General features: G+C 65.5%; 15 protein-coding genes. 13 read left to right on the top strand and 2 right to left on the bottom strand.

Translation table 11 applies throughout. The features are described from left to right. Positions 1–91 precede the first annotated feature (91 nt). The 13 genes from ACRECX_RS06615 to thiD all read left to right on the top strand — a co-directional run bounded on the left by ACRECX_RS06615 (position 92) and on the right by thiD (position 13,506). On the top strand, positions 92–1,645 hold the full coding sequence (locus tag ACRECX_RS06615) for an ABC transporter substrate-binding protein (protein ID WP_431558034.1): 1,554 nt from the start codon (positions 92–94) through the stop codon (positions 1,643–1,645). 22 nt (positions 1,646–1,667) lie between these two features. Further along, positions 1,668–2,201: an SRPBCC family protein gene (locus ACRECX_RS06610; protein ID WP_431558033.1), complete on the top strand. Its 534-nt coding sequence runs from the start codon at positions 1,668–1,670 to the stop codon at positions 2,199–2,201. Positions 2,202–2,322: 121 nt separating this feature from the next. Beyond that, the gene (locus ACRECX_RS06605; RefSeq protein WP_431558032.1) at positions 2,323–2,949 is read left to right on the top strand and encodes a hypothetical protein; all 627 of its coding nucleotides are present in this window, start codon (positions 2,323–2,325) and stop codon (positions 2,947–2,949) included. A 7-nt stretch (positions 2,950–2,956) separates the two neighbouring features. Beyond that, positions 2,957–3,949: an ABC transporter permease gene (locus ACRECX_RS06600; protein ID WP_431558031.1), complete on the top strand. Its 993-nt coding sequence runs from the start codon at positions 2,957–2,959 to the stop codon at positions 3,947–3,949. Further along, the gene (locus ACRECX_RS06595; RefSeq protein ID WP_431558030.1) at positions 3,946–4,857 is read left to right on the top strand and encodes an ABC transporter permease; all 912 of its coding nucleotides are present in this window, start codon (positions 3,946–3,948) and stop codon (positions 4,855–4,857) included. The genes ACRECX_RS06600 and ACRECX_RS06595 overlap by 4 nt, the downstream gene beginning before the upstream one ends. 145 nt (positions 4,858–5,002) lie before the next feature. Continuing rightward, on the top strand, positions 5,003–5,998 hold the full coding sequence (gene glpX, locus ACRECX_RS06590) for a class II fructose-bisphosphatase (RefSeq protein ID WP_431558029.1): 996 nt from the start codon (positions 5,003–5,005) through the stop codon (positions 5,996–5,998). A gap of 51 nt (positions 5,999–6,049) precedes the next feature. Further along, positions 6,050–6,979, top strand: a complete 930-nt coding sequence (locus ACRECX_RS06585; RefSeq protein WP_431558028.1) for a phosphoribulokinase — start codon at positions 6,050–6,052, stop codon at positions 6,977–6,979. Between the two features lie 13 nt (positions 6,980–6,992). Next, positions 6,993–7,250: a hypothetical protein gene (locus ACRECX_RS06580; protein WP_431558027.1), complete on the top strand. Its 258-nt coding sequence runs from the start codon at positions 6,993–6,995 to the stop codon at positions 7,248–7,250. A 220-nt stretch (positions 7,251–7,470) separates the two neighbouring features. Further along, a complete protein-coding gene (gene tkt / locus ACRECX_RS06575) occupies positions 7,471–9,489 on the top strand; it encodes a transketolase (RefSeq protein ID WP_431558026.1) in 2,019 nt (672 codons plus the stop codon). Positions 9,490–9,501: 12 nt separating this feature from the next. Beyond that, positions 9,502–10,512 (top strand): type I glyceraldehyde-3-phosphate dehydrogenase, encoded by a 1,011-nt coding sequence (gap, locus tag ACRECX_RS06570; protein WP_431558025.1) that lies wholly within the window; start codon positions 9,502–9,504, stop codon positions 10,510–10,512. Positions 10,513–10,543: 31 nt separating this feature from the next. Next, complete coding sequence (locus ACRECX_RS06565; RefSeq protein WP_431558024.1) at positions 10,544–11,791, top strand: phosphoglycerate kinase; 1,248 nt, start codon at positions 10,544–10,546, stop codon at positions 11,789–11,791. Positions 11,792–11,920: 129 nt separating this feature from the next. Beyond that, positions 11,921–12,655, top strand: coding sequence for a cytochrome c biogenesis CcdA family protein (locus ACRECX_RS06560; RefSeq protein WP_431558023.1), 735 nt, complete (start codon positions 11,921–11,923; stop codon positions 12,653–12,655). 44 nt (positions 12,656–12,699) lie between these two features. Further along, positions 12,700–13,506, top strand: a complete 807-nt coding sequence (gene thiD / locus ACRECX_RS06555; protein WP_431558022.1) for a bifunctional hydroxymethylpyrimidine kinase/phosphomethylpyrimidine kinase — start codon at positions 12,700–12,702, stop codon at positions 13,504–13,506. Here thiD and ACRECX_RS06550 read toward each other — a convergent pair. After that, positions 13,503–14,348, bottom strand: a complete 846-nt coding sequence (locus tag ACRECX_RS06550) for a fumarylacetoacetate hydrolase family protein (RefSeq protein ID WP_431558021.1) — start codon at positions 14,346–14,348, stop codon at positions 13,503–13,505. The genes thiD and ACRECX_RS06550 overlap by 4 nt on opposite strands. Positions 14,349–15,080: 732 nt before the next feature. After that, positions 15,081–15,983, bottom strand: coding sequence for a fructosamine kinase family protein (locus ACRECX_RS06545; RefSeq protein ID WP_431558020.1), 903 nt, complete (start codon positions 15,981–15,983; stop codon positions 15,081–15,083). Between the last annotated feature and the right edge of the window lie 31 nt (positions 15,984–16,014).

Genomic DNA, 16,014 nt, shown 5'->3' with positions numbered 1-16,014 from the left:
TTGAGCGCGGGGAGGGCGACTTTATCGGCCGGAGCTTGCGAGGCAAGAGGCTGGACGAGGCCGTTGTTTTCAGGTGACAAAGTACCCGCCCATGCGTCTCTGCCTGATCCTCCCCGTCATTGCGCTCCTCGCTTTCGGCCCCGCCGTAGCGGCCGGGGACAAGACCCTGCGCATGGCCTATGACGCCGATCCCACCTCGCTCGATCCCCATGAGCAGCTTGCCTCGGCGACGCTGCAGCTGTCGCACCTCGTGTTCGATCCCCTGGTGCGCTTCCGCCAGGACATGACCCTCGAACCGCGCCTCGCCAAGAGCTGGGAAGAAATTGATCCGCGCACCACCCGCTTTCATTTGCGCGACGACGTGCGCTTTCACTCCGGCCGCAAGCTGACCGCGGACGATGTGGTGTGGACCTTCGACCGCCTGAAGCGGAGCCCGGATTTCAAGGCGCTGTTCGAGCCCTTCGCGGCGGCCAAGGCGATCGACGAGACGACCGTCGATCTCATCACCAAGGAGCCCTATCCGCTCGTGCTCAACCTCGCCACCTACATCTTTCCCATGGACCGCGCGTTTTACTCAGGCACCGACGCGCGCGGACAGCCGAAGGACGCCGTGGTCAAGCACGGCGCTTCGTTCGCCTCGACCAATGTGAGCGGGACGGGACCGTTCATCGTCACCGAGCGCGAGCAGGGGATCAGGCTCAAGCTCAAGCGCTTCGACGGCTATTGGGACAAGTCCTCGCCCGGCAATTTGGATGAGATCGTGCTGACCCCGATCAAGGAGCCGGCGACGCGGGTGGCGGCGCTCCTTGCCGGCGATGTCGACTTCATCACGCCCGTGCCCCCCACCGACCTTGCGCGCATCGAGAAGGCGGGATGCTGCACCCTTGTGACCATGCCGAGCCCGCGCATCCTGACCTTCGAGCTCAATCGGGAGCGTGTGGAGGCGTTCAAGGATCCGCGCGTGCGGCGCGCCATCAGCTACGCCATCAACCGCGAGGGCATTGCCAACAAGATCATGCGCGGCTTCGCTACCGCGGCGGGCCAGCTAAGCCCGCCGGGCTACGCCGGACACGATCCCGAGCTCGCCCCGCCCTACGACCTCGCCAAGGCCAAGGCGCTGATGAAGGAAGCCGGCTATGCGGACGGCTTCTCGGTCACCATGATGGCGCCGAACAACCGCTATATCGGGGATGCGCGCATCGCCGAGGCGGTCGCCGCCATGCTCGCCAAGATCAACATCAAGGTCGATCTCCAGACCTTGCCCAAAGCGCAATATTGGCAGCGCTTCGACGAGCGCGCCGCCGACATCATGATGATCGGCTGGCAGTCGGACACCCAGGACTCGGCCAACTTCTACGAATTCCTGGTGATGACGCCGGACGCGGCAACCGGCTACGGCCAATACAACGCCGGCAACTATTCGAACCCGGAGGTCGACCGGCTGACGCTCGCGACCCAGACCATGACGGACGCTGCGGCACGCGCTGCGGTGCTGAAGAAGATCGAGCGCATCGTTTACGACGATGCCGCCATCCTGCCGCTCCAATGGCAGCATCTGTCCTGGGCCTCGCGAGAAAATGTGAACATCGCGCCGGTGGTCAATGTCATCGACATGCCGTATCTCGGTGATCTCGTGATCGAATAAGGCCCAAGGGGAGGGACATCACATGCTCAAGAAGATTTTGTTCGTGCTGGCGGCGCTGATCCTCGTGTTCGTGGTGGTCGTCGCGCTGCAGCCGTCCGAGTTCCACGTCGAGCGCACCGCGACGGTCGACACGCCGGCAGCGGCGGTATTCGCCGAGGTGAACGACTTCCACAAATGGGACGCCTGGTCGCCGTGGGCGAAGCTCGACCCGAATGCCAAGGTCACCTTCGAAGGGCCTGAAGCCGGCGAGGGCACCGTCATGACCTGGGCCGGCAACAGCGAGGTCGGCGCCGGCAAGATGACCCTGGTCGAAAGCCGCCCTGACGAGCTGGTGAAGATCAGGCTGGACTTCACCGAGCCGTTCGAGGGCACGAGCGGCTCCGAGTTTGTGTTCAAGCCCGAGGGCGACAAGACTGCGGTGACCTGGAGCATGAGCGACCATCACAATTTCATGGAAAGGGCCGTGTGCCTGGTGATGAACGGCAAGAAGATGGTCGGCGACCAGATGGAGAAGGGCCTGGCCAACCTCAAGTCGGTGGTCGAGTCGAAGAGCTGACGGCAAATCGGCGCTGCCGCCTTCGCGTTGGTCAGCCTGACAGGCCTCAGGTATAGTGGTCCTGGGCGCGAGAAATCACTGAGGGGGGCGGCAGCGCAGTTGGAATTGCCCGCTAGCGGGGATGAAGTGGCATTTCCTGAGGGCCGATACGCCGCCGCGGCCGCCGCCGGGCCCCCAAGCCGTTGCCATCATGGCGGCCGTGGGCGTCCTGACCGGGCTCATCTCAGCCATTCCCTCTCCGCTCCCCGACATCCGCCTCGACGACACCGGTCTCTTGATCAACGCCGAGGTCGTGCCGCTCCATGCAGGCATTGCCTTCGGCGCGGCCATCGCCGCCATGTTGTGGCTGTGGGTTGCGCGAGACCCGGCGAAATGCCTGCTCGCCATGGCGCTCGTGCTGATCGGCTGGCTCGCCGCCGTCAATACCGCCAACGACGTGTTCACGGCGACGGTCGGCTCGGAGCTGTTCGGCACCGTCGAGGGCGCCAAAGCGAGGCGCGAGACCATCGGCCTGCTGCTCGCCGGCTTGAGCGGCGGTGCGATCGGCGCAGGCCTCACCGCCTTCGGCTCTGGCATCCCGGCCGAAGCCATCAGGCGGCCGCGCGCCTGGATGCTGATCGTGGTGGTGGGCGCGCTGCTGGGGTTGCTCCTTTATCCCGCCGCGGACCTCGACGCGCTGGTCATCCTATTTGTGCCATGGCAAGCCGCAGTCGCCGCCGCCATCGCCTATGGCCTGACCCGGGCCTGATGCGTTCATGAAGGCCTTAGCGGAGGGAGCCGCTTTCATCGCGCGACGGCTCGCCCAGGCCTTGCTCGTCATGCTGGCGATCCTCATCATCGCTTTCGCCGTGCGGCAAAGCCTCGGCGATCCGCTGCGCGAGATCATGGGTCAGGCGGTGCCGGAATCGGAGCGGGCAGAGCTCCGCCGCGCGCTCGGTCTCGATGCGCCGTGGCCGGTGCAGCTCGCCCGCTATCTCGGGGGCGCCGCCACCGGCGACCTCGGCACCTCAATCATCTATAAGCGGCCGACCGTCGAGGTCGTGCTCGCCAAGTTTCCGGCGAGCTTCGAGCTCGTTTTGGGCGCGAGTCTCATCGTGCTTCTCTTGTCGCTGCCGGCCGGCGTCTATTGCGCGGTGCGCCCGCGAAGCCTCACCGCTAAGCTGATTTTGGGGTTAAGCGTGCTCGGCATCTCGGTGCCGGTGTTCCTCACCGGCATCTTCCTCATCACCATCTTTTCCGTATGGCTCGGCTGGCTGCCTGCCTTCGGCCGCGGCGAGACGGTCGATCTCGGCATCTGGCAGACCGGGCTTCTCACCCTCGATGGGCTCAAGCACCTCATCCTCCCGTCGCTGACGCTCTCCTCCATCATGCTGCCGCTCTTCATCAGGCTCGTGCGCGGCGCCATGCTCGACGAGCTCGGCCACGACTATGTCCGCACCGCCCGCGCCAAGGGCGCGTCGCCCTTGCGTGTGTGGATCGTTCACGCGCTCCGCAACGCGCTGTTGCCCCTCGTCGCGGTCGGCGGCCTCCAGGTCGGTACCTTGATCGCCTACACGCTCCTCACCGAGACGGTGTTCCAATGGCCCGGCATGGGCTTCCTGTTCCTCGAAGCTGTGACCCGCGCCGACATTCCTCTCATCACCACCTATCTCGTTCTGGTGGGTCTCCTGTTCGTCATCGTCAATACGCTCGTTGACATCGTGAGCCTCATGCTCGATCCGCGCATCAGTCTCGAGGGCGCGCGATGACCGTCGTGCAATCAAGCTCCCGCGCGCTCGGCTTTGCCGTCGAGCGGCCGGGCGCGGCGCTTGCCGCGCTCTTGCTGTTCATCGTCGCGCTGGCGTCGCTCCTCGCCCCGTTCATCGCGCCGCAAGACCCGTTTGATCTGGCGAGCTTCGACGTCCTCGACGCCGAGCTGCCGCCCATCTGGCAAGCGGGCAGCGACCCGCGCTTCCTACTCGGCACCGACGCCCAAGGCCGCGACCTGTTCAGCGCCATTCTCTACGGCACGCGAATCTCGCTCCTGGTCGGCATCCTTGCCGTGGTCATCCAGGCGGCGATCGGCATACCGCTCGGCCTGCTCGCCGGCTATTCTGGGGGGAGGCCGGACGGCGTCGTCACCCGCCTGGCCGACATCCAGCTCTCGCTCTCGACCCTGATGATGGCCATCATCGTCATGGCGCTGTTCCGCGCCGGCCTTGGCGGCGAGGCCTTGAGCCGGTTCGCCGTGCCGCTCCTCGTCCTCGTCATCGGCTTGGCGGAATGGCCGATGTTCGCCCGCACGGCCCGCGCCGCGACCCTGGTCGAGGCGGCCAAGGACTATGTCCGGGCGGCCCGCGCCGTGGGGAGCAGCGATGGTGCCATTGTGCACCGCCACATCCTGCCCAACATCTTGTCGCCGCTCATCGTCGTAGCCACCACCCAGGTCGCCGGCGCAATCATGGCCGAGGCTGCCCTTTCCTTTTTGGGCCTTGGCATGCCGGTAACGAAGCCCTCACTCGGCACTTTGATCCGCTCCGGCTACGACCTTATGTTCGCCGGCGCCTGGTGGGTGACGGTGCTGCCCGGCCTCGTGCTGATTGGCGTTTTGATTTCGGTCAATGTGCTCGGCGATGCCCTGCGCGATGGGCTCGATCCGCGGCGACGCGCCCGCTAGACCATTGACGAGACGGGCGCTAATCAGCCGCGACCCCTTGTTAATTGGGGCCGCACCGACCCATAAGGTATAGTGAGGTAAGGCTTTGCGCCCACCTAAGAACACTGCCGGCGGCTCCCCGATGAACCGCCGAGGAGGAGACGTTATGGTGACTACGGACCCGGTCCATCCGGATCTCGTCTATTCTCTGCGCCGTGTAACGGAAGGCGCGGCCTGCGCCGCGTTCAACTGGATCGGGCGCGGCAACGCCGATGACGGCGGCCGCGCCGCCCTCGATGCCATGCGCAGCGCCATGGCCGAAATCGATATCGATGCCGTGGTCGTCATCGGCGAGGCGACCAAGGGCGAGGCGCCGCAGCCCCAGCGGGGCGAGCATCTCGGACACCCCGGTGCGGCGTTCAAGGCGGACATCGCCGTCGATCCCGTGGAGGGCACGAGCTACCTAGTGCGAGGATTGACCAACGCGCTTGCGGTGCTCGCCGTCGCGCCGCGCGGCGCCATGATGAATCCCGGCCCTGCCTTCTATATGGAGAAGTTCGTGGCGAGCCCCGCGGCGCGCGGCAAGATCGACCCGACCTCGCCCACGCCGGCAAAGCTCGAAGCCCTTGCCAAGGCGCTCAACAAGGACATCTCCGATCTGACGGTCTTCGTTCTGGAGAAGCCGCGCCATCGCGAACTCGTCAATTCCATCCTCGCCGCCGGCGCGCGCGTTGCTATGTATCCCGCGGGCGACGTTGCCGGTGCGCTCATGGCGGCGATCCCGGGCTCCGGCATCGATGCGCTGATGGGGACGGGCGGCACGCCGGAAGGCGTCATGTCCGCGTGCGCCATCAGGGCGATCGGCGGGGAGTTTCTCGCCCGCCTCGATCCCCAGCTGCAGACCGAGGCCAAAGCCGTCAAAGAGGCCGGCATCGACACCACCAGGTGGTTCGAGCGCGACGAGCTCATCACCTCGAGCAATGTGTTCTTCTGTGCGACCGGCATCACCACCGGCCTCATGCTTGAAGGGGTGGAGCGGAGCAAGTCGCACTACAAGGTGCAGACCATGATGATAACCGGAGCGACGGGCGAGCGGCAGATCATGACGAGTTACGTGCCGATCGATCGCCTGGCGAGCGTGGCGGCTCGCGATGTCGCTTAACAAGCCGAAGTGAGGAACGCCTGGAGCGAACTATGCCGAACTTGTTGAATCATGCCGAAGCGAGTTGATCATCCGATCATCCTCGGCATCGTAGGCGACTCTGCGTCGGGCAAGACGACGCTGTCGGCCGGCGTCGCTCAGATTCTGGGCGAGGAGCACTGCTCGGTGTTCTGTACCGACGACTATCATCGCTACGACCGCAAGACGCGCAACGACATGGGCCTGTCGGCGCTCGACCCGCGGGCGAACCATATCGATATCCTGGAGCAGCATTTGCGCCTGTTACGCCGCGGCGAGCCGGTGCTGAAGCCGGTCTATTGCCATGAGGGCGGCACTTTGGGTCCGCCGCGATACTTCAAGCCTACGGAGTTCGTCATCGCCGAGGGCCTGCTCGGCTACACCACGCGGGCCATGCGCGATTGCTACGACGTGAAGGTCTATCTCGATCCGGAGGACGACCTGCGGGTGAAGTGGAAGATCCACCGCGATACATCGAAGCGCGGCTATACCCTGGACGAGGTGGTCACTTCCTTGGAACGGCGCAAGCTCGACAGCCCGAACTTCATCCACCCGCAGCGGACCTTTGCCGACATCGTCATTCGCTTCCAGTCGCCGAAGGGCGCCAACGGGTCCGATACTCAGCTCGACGTGCGCCATTTGCTGCGCCCGACCCTGCCGCATCCCGATTTCACCCCGCTGTTCGACGGCTCCAGCAATGCCGGGCTGCACCTCGAATTGGTCCGGGACAAGGACGGAAAGCCTGTTGATGTGCTTGAGATCAACGGCAATATCTCCGACAACAGAGCCGAGCGGATCGAGGATCTGCTGTGGAACCTCATCCCGGAGGCGGGCCATCTGCGCGACCAGGTCGGTCGCATCGATGTCGCCAATGGCGCCCGCAAGAGCCACCCGTTGGCGCTGACCCAGCTTCTCGTCGGCTACCACGCGGTCAAGGCGGCGATGGGCGTCCGCGCTTATTAAGTGTCGCCGCTGGTTGCTGGAAATCGAGACTTCGGCGCGCTATGTTCCCGGCATGAATGCAGTGGTGAAAAACATTCTCGAACGAGTGGCCGCCTGGCCCGAGGAAGACCAGGAAGAGCTTGCCGCCTTGGCGCGCGAGATCGAGGCGCGTCGCACTGGCGTCTATCAGCTGAGTGACGATGAGAAGGCGGCGATCGACGCGGCCCGGCGCAGCGGGCTTGCGTCCGACGACGGCGTCGCCGCCTTCTGGAAGCGCTACGGCCTCGGATGAGAGTGCGCTACCGCGAACTGGCGCTCTCCGATCCCGACCACATTTTCCACGGGTGTTGAAACCACTTGTGGCGGCTTGTCTGGACGTTTGCGAGCCTATATTGACGCTTGCATCGTCGGCGTTTTCCGAGCTTGGAACACACCTGGACAAGCTGAAAGTTGGACGTTTTCCGGTGAAAATGCCCCGCTTCCGCAAGACCTCATCTTTTGGGGGAGAACAGATGGCTGAAGCCCTGATGCAGGATCAGGCGTTACCCGCAGCGGCGCATAAGGACATGGCGAACGCCATCCGGGCGCTGGCCATGGACGCGGTGCAGAAGGCCGATTCCGGCCATCCCGGCATGCCCATGGGCATGGCCGATGTCGCCACCGTGCTGTTCACCCGCTTTTTGAAGTTCGACGCCGCCCACCCCGAGTGGCCCGACCGGGACCGCTTCGTGTTGTCGGCCGGCCACGGCTCCATGCTGCTCTACGCGCTGCTCTATCTGACCGGCTACCCGGAGATGAGCATCGAGGAGATCAAGCGCTTCCGGCAGCTTCACTCCCGCACCGCGGGCCATCCCGAATATGGGCATGCCCCCGGCATCGAGACCACGACCGGGCCCCTCGGCCAGGGCCTCGGCAATGCCGTCGGCATGGCGCTCGCCGAGCGGCTTCTCAACCAGCGCTACGGCGATGACATCGTCAGTCACTACACCTACTGCCTCGCCGGCGACGGCTGCCTCATGGAAGGCATCAGCCAGGAGGCGATCTCGCTCGCCGGCCACCTCAAGCTCGGCCGCTTGATCGTGCTGTTCGACGACAATCACATTTCCATCGACGGGCCGACCAGTCTCTCCACCTCCGACGACCAGCTCGAACGCTTCAGGGCCTCGCATTGGCACACCGCCGCCGTGGACGGGCACGACCCCGAGGCCGTCGCCCTTGCCATCGAGAACGCGCGAAGCGTGACCGACCGGCCGTCGATCATCGCTTGCCGTACCGTCATCGGCTATGGCGCGCCGAAAAAGGCGGGCACCGCCGCGACTCATGGCTCGCCGCTCGGCGCCGAGGAGATCGAGGGCGCGCGCGAGAGACTGGGCTGGAGCCACGAGGCCTTCGAGGTGCCGAAGCCGATCCTGGCGAGCTGGCGCGTAACGGGGGCGCGTCACCGGGCGAAATACGAGGCATGGGTGAAAGCCGCCAACCGCCTGGATCCTGCGGCGCGTGCCCACCTCACCGATCCCATCGACGTCGGCGTGGGTCAGGGGATCGTGCGCGCGATTGAGGCCATCAAGGCAGACTTCATGGCCGAAGGGGCGAAGCTCGCTACCCGCCAGTCGTCGCAGAAGGTGCTTGAAAAGCTAATGCCGGTCGTCCCCGGGCTGATCGGCGGCTCCGCCGATTTGACCGGCTCGAACGGCACGCTCACCAAGCTGCACCAGATCGTCAAGCCCGGCGACTTCGCCGGCAACTACATCCATTACGGCGTGCGCGAGCACGCCATGGCCGCGGCCATGAACGGGCTCGTGCTGCACGGCGGCATCGTGCCCTATGGCGGCACGTTCCTCGTGTTCTCCGATTATTGCCGGCCCTCGATCCGCCTCTCTGCGCTCATGGGCCAGCGGGTCATCTATGTCATGACCCACGATTCCATCGGCCTCGGCGAGGACGGCCCCACCCACGAGCCGGTCGAGCAGCTCGCGGCGCTCCGCGCCATGCCGAACCTCAACGTCATGCGCCCCGCAGATTCGGTCGAGTGCGCGGAATGCTGGGAGCTTGCGCTGCTCGCCAAGGGCACCCCGACCATTCTTGCGCTGACCCGCCAGGGCCTGCCTCTGCTGCGCACCGCGCCGAGCGGCGAGAACCTATCGGCCAAGGGGGCCTATGTGCTTGTCGAGCCCGAAGGGCGCCGCGACGTGACCCTGATCGGCACCGGCTCCGAGGTCTCCGTGGCTGTCGCTGCCGCAAAAATGCTTCAAGGGGAGGGCATCAAGGCCGCCGTCGTGTCCATGCCCTGTTGGGAGCTGTTCGCCGCGCAGGATGCAAGCTACCGGAATTCGGTGCTAGGAACGGCCCCCAAAGTCGGCGTCGAGGCCGCCGTCGAGTTTGGCTGGCAACAATGGCTCGGGCCTAAGGGCGCGTTTGTCGGCATGCGCGGATTCGGCGCTTCTGCCCCGGCGGAAGCGCTTTACAAGCATTTCGGCATCACGCCGGAGGCGGTCGCGGCCGCCGCGCGTGATCTGGTCGTCAAGAGCTAAAGGTAGGAGCAAATGGGTACTACGCGGGTCGCCATCAACGGATTTGGCCGGATCGGCAGGCTCACCTTCAGGGCCTTCCTCGAGGCCGGCCGCAAGGATCTCGACTTCGTGGCGATCAACGACCTCGGCTCGGCCGAGGCGAATGCGCATCTGCTCGAGTTCGACAGCGTGCACGGCCGCTTCCCCGGTAAGATTTCCGTGGCCGACGGTCACCTCAAGGCCGATGGCCAGAATGTCGCGGTGCTGTCCGAGGCCTCGCCGGAAAAGCTGCCGTGGCGCGATCTCGGCGTCGACATCGTCATGGAATGCACCGGCCGCTTCACCAACCGCGATCAGGCGGCGCAGCACCTTACCGCCGGCGCCAAGCGCGTGCTGGTCTCCGCCCCTTGCTCCGGCGCCGACCTCACCGTGGTCTATGGCGTCAACAACGACAAGCTGACGCAGGAGCATCACGTCGTCTCCAACGCGTCGTGCACCACCAACTGCCTCGCCCCTGTGGCGGAGGTGCTGCACAAGGCCATCGGCATCGAGCGCGGCTACATGACGACGATCCACGCCTATACCGGCGACCAGCGCACGGTGGACACGCTTCACAAGGATCTCCGCCGGGCCCGCGCCAGCGCCGTGAACCTGATCCCCACCTCGACCGGCGCCGCCAAGGCCGTCGGCCTCGTCCTGCCGGAGCTGCAAGGCAAGCTCGACGGTGTCTCGATCAGGGTGCCGGTCCCCAATGTCAGCCTGATCGATCTCACCTTCGACGCGTCGCGGCCGACCACGGTCGACGAGATCAACGCGGCGATCGTCAAGGCCGCCAACGGGCCGCTCAAGGGCGTGCTCGGGGTCAACGACAAGCCGCTGGTTTCATCGGACTTCAATCATGACCCACTAAGTTCCGTCTTCGATTTGACCGGCACGCAGGTCATCGACGGTACGTTCTGCCGCGTGGTGGCCTGGTACGACAACGAATGGGGCTTCTCCAACCGGATGAGCGACACCGCCGTCGCCATGGGCCGGTTGATCTAAGCCCGATGTAGACAGCGAATGGCAGAGTGAAATGAAGACGATCGATTTTTCGAGTATCAGAACCATCGACGGCCTCGACGTTAAGGGGAAACGCGTCCTCGTCAGGGCGGACCTCAACGTGCCGATCGAGGATGGCAAGGTTGCCGACGCGACCCGCATTAAGCGCGTGCTGCCCACCATCAACAAGCTCCGGCAGGGTGGGGCGAAGGTGATCGTCCTGTCGCATCTTGGCCGCCCCAAGGGCGTGCGCTCGCCCGAGACATCCCTGCGCCCCGTCGCCGCGAAGCTGCAGGAACTGTTGGGAGCCCCGGTGCGCTTCTTCGACGATTGTGTCGGGCCGGACGTCGAGGCTGGCGTCAATGCGCTTGCACCCGGCGACGTGGCGATGCTGGAGAACCTGCGTTACCACAATGGCGAGACCGCGAACGACATGGAGTTTGCCAAGCAGCTTGCCGCGCTCGGCGACATGTATGTCGACGATGCCTTCTCGTCGGCCCACCGGGCGCACGCTTCGGTCGAGGCCATCGCCCATCTGATGCCGTCTTATGCTGGACTCCTGATGATGGCCGAGATCGATGCGGTTGGCCGCGCCATCGAGGATCCCAAGCACCCCGTGATGGCGATCGTCGGCGGCGCCAAGGTCTCGACCAAGATCGATGTCCTCTCGAACCTCACCTCCTGCATGGACGTCATCGTGGTTGGCGGCGGCATGGCCAATACCTTCCTCCACGCCCAGGGCGTGAATGTCGGCAACTCGCTCTACGAGCCCGATTTCGTCGAGACGGTGAAGGACGTGGCCGCCAAGGCCAAAGCCTCCGGCTGCGAGATCATGCTGCCTATCGACGAGGTCGTGGCCAAGGAGTTCGCGGCCGGCACCGAGTGGAAGGTCTGCGAGGTGAACGCGATCCCCGCCGACATGATGGTGCTCGACCAGGGGCCTAAGAGTATTGAGCGCCTCAAGCAGCGCTTGAACGAGATCAAGACGCTACTGTGGAACGGGCCTCTTGGCGCGTTCGAGATCGAGCCATTCGGCGAGGGCACGCTCGCCCTCGCTCACGAAGCCGGAAAACTATCGCGCGAAGGCAAGCTCATTTCCGTCGCTGGCGGCGGCGACACCATTCGCGCGCTGAACATTGCGGGCGTCGCGCCAGACTTCACTTATGTGTCGACGGCGGGCGGTGCGTTTCTCGAATGGCTGGCAGGGCGCCAATTGCCGGCCGTCGCCGCGCTTGCGTCGCGCCGTGTGGCCCCGCCGCCCCCCAAGACTATGGCCGCGTAGGGTCTTAGCGCTAACATTAACGTGACTTGTCATTGCCCGGCCTGACCGGGCAATCCAGTATCCTACTGATCCGATGATGTTTACTGGATTGCCCGCCTTTCGCAGGCCATGACGTCCAGGAGAAGCGGAGTGGATGTCACCTATATCGGCGCCCTTTTGGCAGGGCTCCTGAGCTTTCTCAGCCCGTGCGTGCTGCCGCTCGTGCCGCCCTATCTATGCTTCCTCGGCGGCACGACCTTCGATCAGCTCACCGGCGAGGACGAGACGCCAAGCCACGTCTACTCGACGGTGGTGATGTCGTCGGTTGCCTTCGTGCTCGGCTTCACCACGGTGTTCGTGCTGCTCGGCGCCACCGCCACCACGCTCGGCCAACTCCTCGCCGAGAACCTGCCGCTGCTCGCCAAGATCGCCGGCATCATCATCATCATTGCCGGGCTGCATTTCCTTGGCGTGATCCACATTCCGATCCTGCACCGCGAGGCGCGCTATCACGCCGATACGCGGCCCGCGGGGCTGGTCGGCGCCTATGTCATCGGCCTTGCCTTCGCCTTCGGCTGGACGCCCTGTATTGGCCCGGTGCTCGGCGCCATCCTTGCGGTCGCTGCTGGCGAGGACTCGGTGCGCCAAGGCGTGAGCCTGCTCTTCGTCTATTCGCTCGGGCTGGGCATCCCGTTCATTCTCGCCGCCGTCGCCATCAAGCCGTTCATGAGCGCCATGCGGCGCTTCAAGGGCCATCTCTCAATCATGGAGAAGGTGCTTGGCGGCTTTCTCGTGCTGACCGGCATCCTCTTCCTCACCGATTCCATGACCTTGATCGCCGGCTGGATCCTGCAAACGTTTCCAGCCCTTGCCACCATCGGCTGACGAAGCCGCTTGCGCCTCTGAGCAGGCTCTGAATAGTGGCGCGCATGACCGCCATCGCCCTCACCATCGCCGGCTCCGACTCCTCGGGCGGCGCAGGCATCCAGGCCGACCTCAAGACCTTCTCCGCGCTCGGCGTCTATGGCGCGAGCGTCATCACCGCGCTCACCGCCCAGAATACGCAAGGCGTGGACGATGTGATGGTGGTGCCGCCGGAGTTCGTGCTGGCGCAAATGCAGAGCGTGGCGAGCGACCTCACGGTGAATGCCATCAAGATCGGCATGCTCGGCACTGGCGCGGTCATCGACGCCGTCGCCGACGGGCTCGACGCCTTTCCCTCGGTGCCCGTCGTTCTGGACCCGGTCATGGTGTCGACGAGCGGCGACCGCCTGCTCGACGAGGATGCCGTCGGCCAGTTGCGCTTGAGGCTCGTGCCGCGCGCCACCGTGATCACGCCGAACCTGCGCGAGGCGGCCGTACTGCTTGGCGAGCCCGACGAGAGCCGCGAGCGGTTGATGGAAGGGCGCGCCGAACGGCTGTGCGAGCTTGGCGCGGGCGCTGTGCTGCTCACCGGCGGCGAGTCGGACGCCGACACGGCGCTCGATATTTTTATCGACCGGAGCGGCATCCAGCGCCTGGAAGCGCCGCGCGTGGCGACAAGAAATACCCACGGCACCGGCTGCACGCTGTCTTCGGCGATCGCCGCCGAGCTGGCCAAGGGCGCGCCTTTGGTCAGGGCGGTGAAGGCGGCGAAGCTCTACGTGACTGCCGCGATCATGGCCGCCGACGAGATCGCCATCGGCGCGGGCAGGGGCCCCGTCCACCATTTCCACGCACTGTGGCCTAAGCCCTAGTCCTCCGCCACGACCTTGAACCGCTGCTCGCCGAGGCCGGAGATAGTGGCGCGGATCTCGTCGCCGGGCTTGAGGAACACGCGCGGCTTCCGCGCCATGCCGACGCCAGGCGGCGTGCCGGTGGTGATGACGTCGCCCGGCATCAGGGTCATGTACTGGCTGATATAGCTGACGAGGTCGGCGACGCTGAAGATCATGGTCGCGGTGTTGCCGGTCTGCATCCGCTCCCCGTTGAGGTCGAGAGTGAGATCGAGGGTCTGCGGATCGGGAATCTCGTCGGGGGTGACGAGCCAGGGGCCCAGAGGGCCGAAGCTGTCATAGCTCTTGGCCTTGATCCACTCGCCTGGCCCGCCCTTTTGCAGGCTGCGCTCGGAGATGTCGTTGCCGATGCAATAGCCGGCGACGTAGGTGAGCGCCTCGCCGGCCCCGACCCGCTTGGCTCTGGTGCCGATGACCACGGCAAGCTCGACCTCGTAGTCCATGCGCTCGAAGCCCTTTGGCGCCCACACGGGATCGTAAGGCCCTGAAACACAAGAGCTCGCCTTGGCGAACACGATCGGCACTTCCGGGATCGGCATGCCGGTCTCCTCGGCGTGGTCGCGGTAATTGAGGCCGATGCCGAGGAATTTCGGCACGAGACCGACCGGCGGCCCGAGCCGCTTCCGCCCTTCAACCAAAGGCAGCGTTGCGGGATCGAGCGCCTTGATGCGAGCGAAGCTTTCAGGCCCGAGCGCGCGGCCGGCGAGATCGCCGACGGTCCCCGACAAGTCTCTGATTTGGCCCGTGTTATCAAGGATGCCCGGCCTCTCCTGTCCTGGCTCGCCAAAGCGTAGCAGCTTCATCGTCGTCCCCCGGCTGATGGTTTTTCCGCATGTTGCATGCAAGGACCGGAGGCGCAACGGCGGTCGCCATGGCGATGGGGCGCGCCATTGATTCTGTTTGCATTTGCGCCTGACTCGGTGCGCTCTGTGGCCGGCCAGCCTGCCGTTGCTCAAGTGCAACAGGAACCCATAAAGTTTTCGCCACAGAGCCTGCCGGCACCGCCTCCTTGAGGCGATCCGCGCGCGCGCCGCCGCTCCCGCAACCGCCGGGCTGCTCCCGCCTAACAGGCTGATTCACATACACAAAATGGCGCGCATACACCGCCGCGTGCCAGCGCCAAGCCGCACTTTTGCATTTCCGCAACAGTGCCGGAGCGTTTTGCATTTGCGCCCTCGCGGATTGTTGAAGGCTCTGGCCGGACTGGCTAGCCTTTCACTCACAAACGGGGGACGGGGGCTGGGGGGCCTCTTTCCAAGACGAAGCCAGAAGCATTTGACGCGCGACTTACGAGGGACCTGAAGCAAAAATCATAGACGGCTCAGGAACATGATGGGGGGGCGAGCCGAAGCCCGCTGATTAGGCTAAAGCCTTTTCGCATTCGGCTCGTTTCGCAGGGAAGACCGGCCCGGCCTGTCCGGGCCGGTTCTTTTTTCGGCGTTTTGGCGGGGTTCGCGGCGCGTTCGGCGGCAGTTTCGGCGCATTCGGCGGCAGTTTCGGCGCGTTCGGCGGGTGACATGGCGCGCCACCCCGCATCACACCCCGAACCGCGCCAGGACCCGGTCGATACCGGCGAGATAGCTCGCCCCGAACAGCCGCACATGCACCAAGAGCGGGTAGAGGTTGTAGAGGTCGCGGCGGCCCTCGTGGAACCCCGGCTGAAGCGGCAGCACCGCCTCATAGCTCTCGAAGAAGGCGCGGCCGAACGTGCCGAACAAGGTGGCGAAGGCGAGCTCGATCTCAGGCGCGCCGCAATAGATCGCCGGGTCGACGAAGCCGGCGATCCGCCCGGCCCGCACGAGCACGTTACCGGTCCACAGATCGCCATGCAGCAGCGCCGGATGCGCGGGCTCGATCAGATGCGCATCGAGCCGCGCCGCAAGAATCGCGATGCGCGCGTGCATCGCCGCCGGCAGGCGCCCCTCGTCGCGCGCTTCGTCCGCCATGTGCATGAGGCGGTGATCGCGGAAGAACGGGATCCAGCGCATGCAGCGCGGATTGGGCTGGGGCAGGGGGCCGATCAAGGTGTCGCGCGCATAGCCGAACGCCTCGCGCGGGGTCGCGTGCAGCCTCGCGATCAGTTCGCCCGCGTGGCGCTCCGCGTCCTTGGTGATGGCGCCGCCGTCATTGTCGATGAAGTCCATCACCAGCAGGTCGGGCGCCGCGGCATGAACGGCGGGGACCGGCAGGTCGGAGAGGCGGGCGAGCTCGGCGAGCATATACGCCTCGATCTCCAGGCTCGGGCCGGCGCGCGTGCCTTGTGTGTGGGCGCGCGCCTTCACCGCGAGGCGGCGGCCGTCGGCGAGCGTGATGCGCATGCCGGTGAGCCCGAACCCGACCGCCATCGGCGCGGAGTCGAGGATGCGCGAGCCGAGGGCTGATTCCAGGCGATTTTTCAGGGTTTGCGCCATCTGCGACCAAGAGTTGCCGATCTTCACGCCGCGCGCCAGAATACCCCGCCGGGAGGGA

Source organism: Methyloceanibacter sp., assembly GCF_050726195.1.
Lineage (GTDB): Bacteria > Pseudomonadota > Alphaproteobacteria > Rhizobiales > Methyloligellaceae > Methyloceanibacter.
This window is presented reverse-complemented; position numbering and strand designations above follow the sequence as displayed.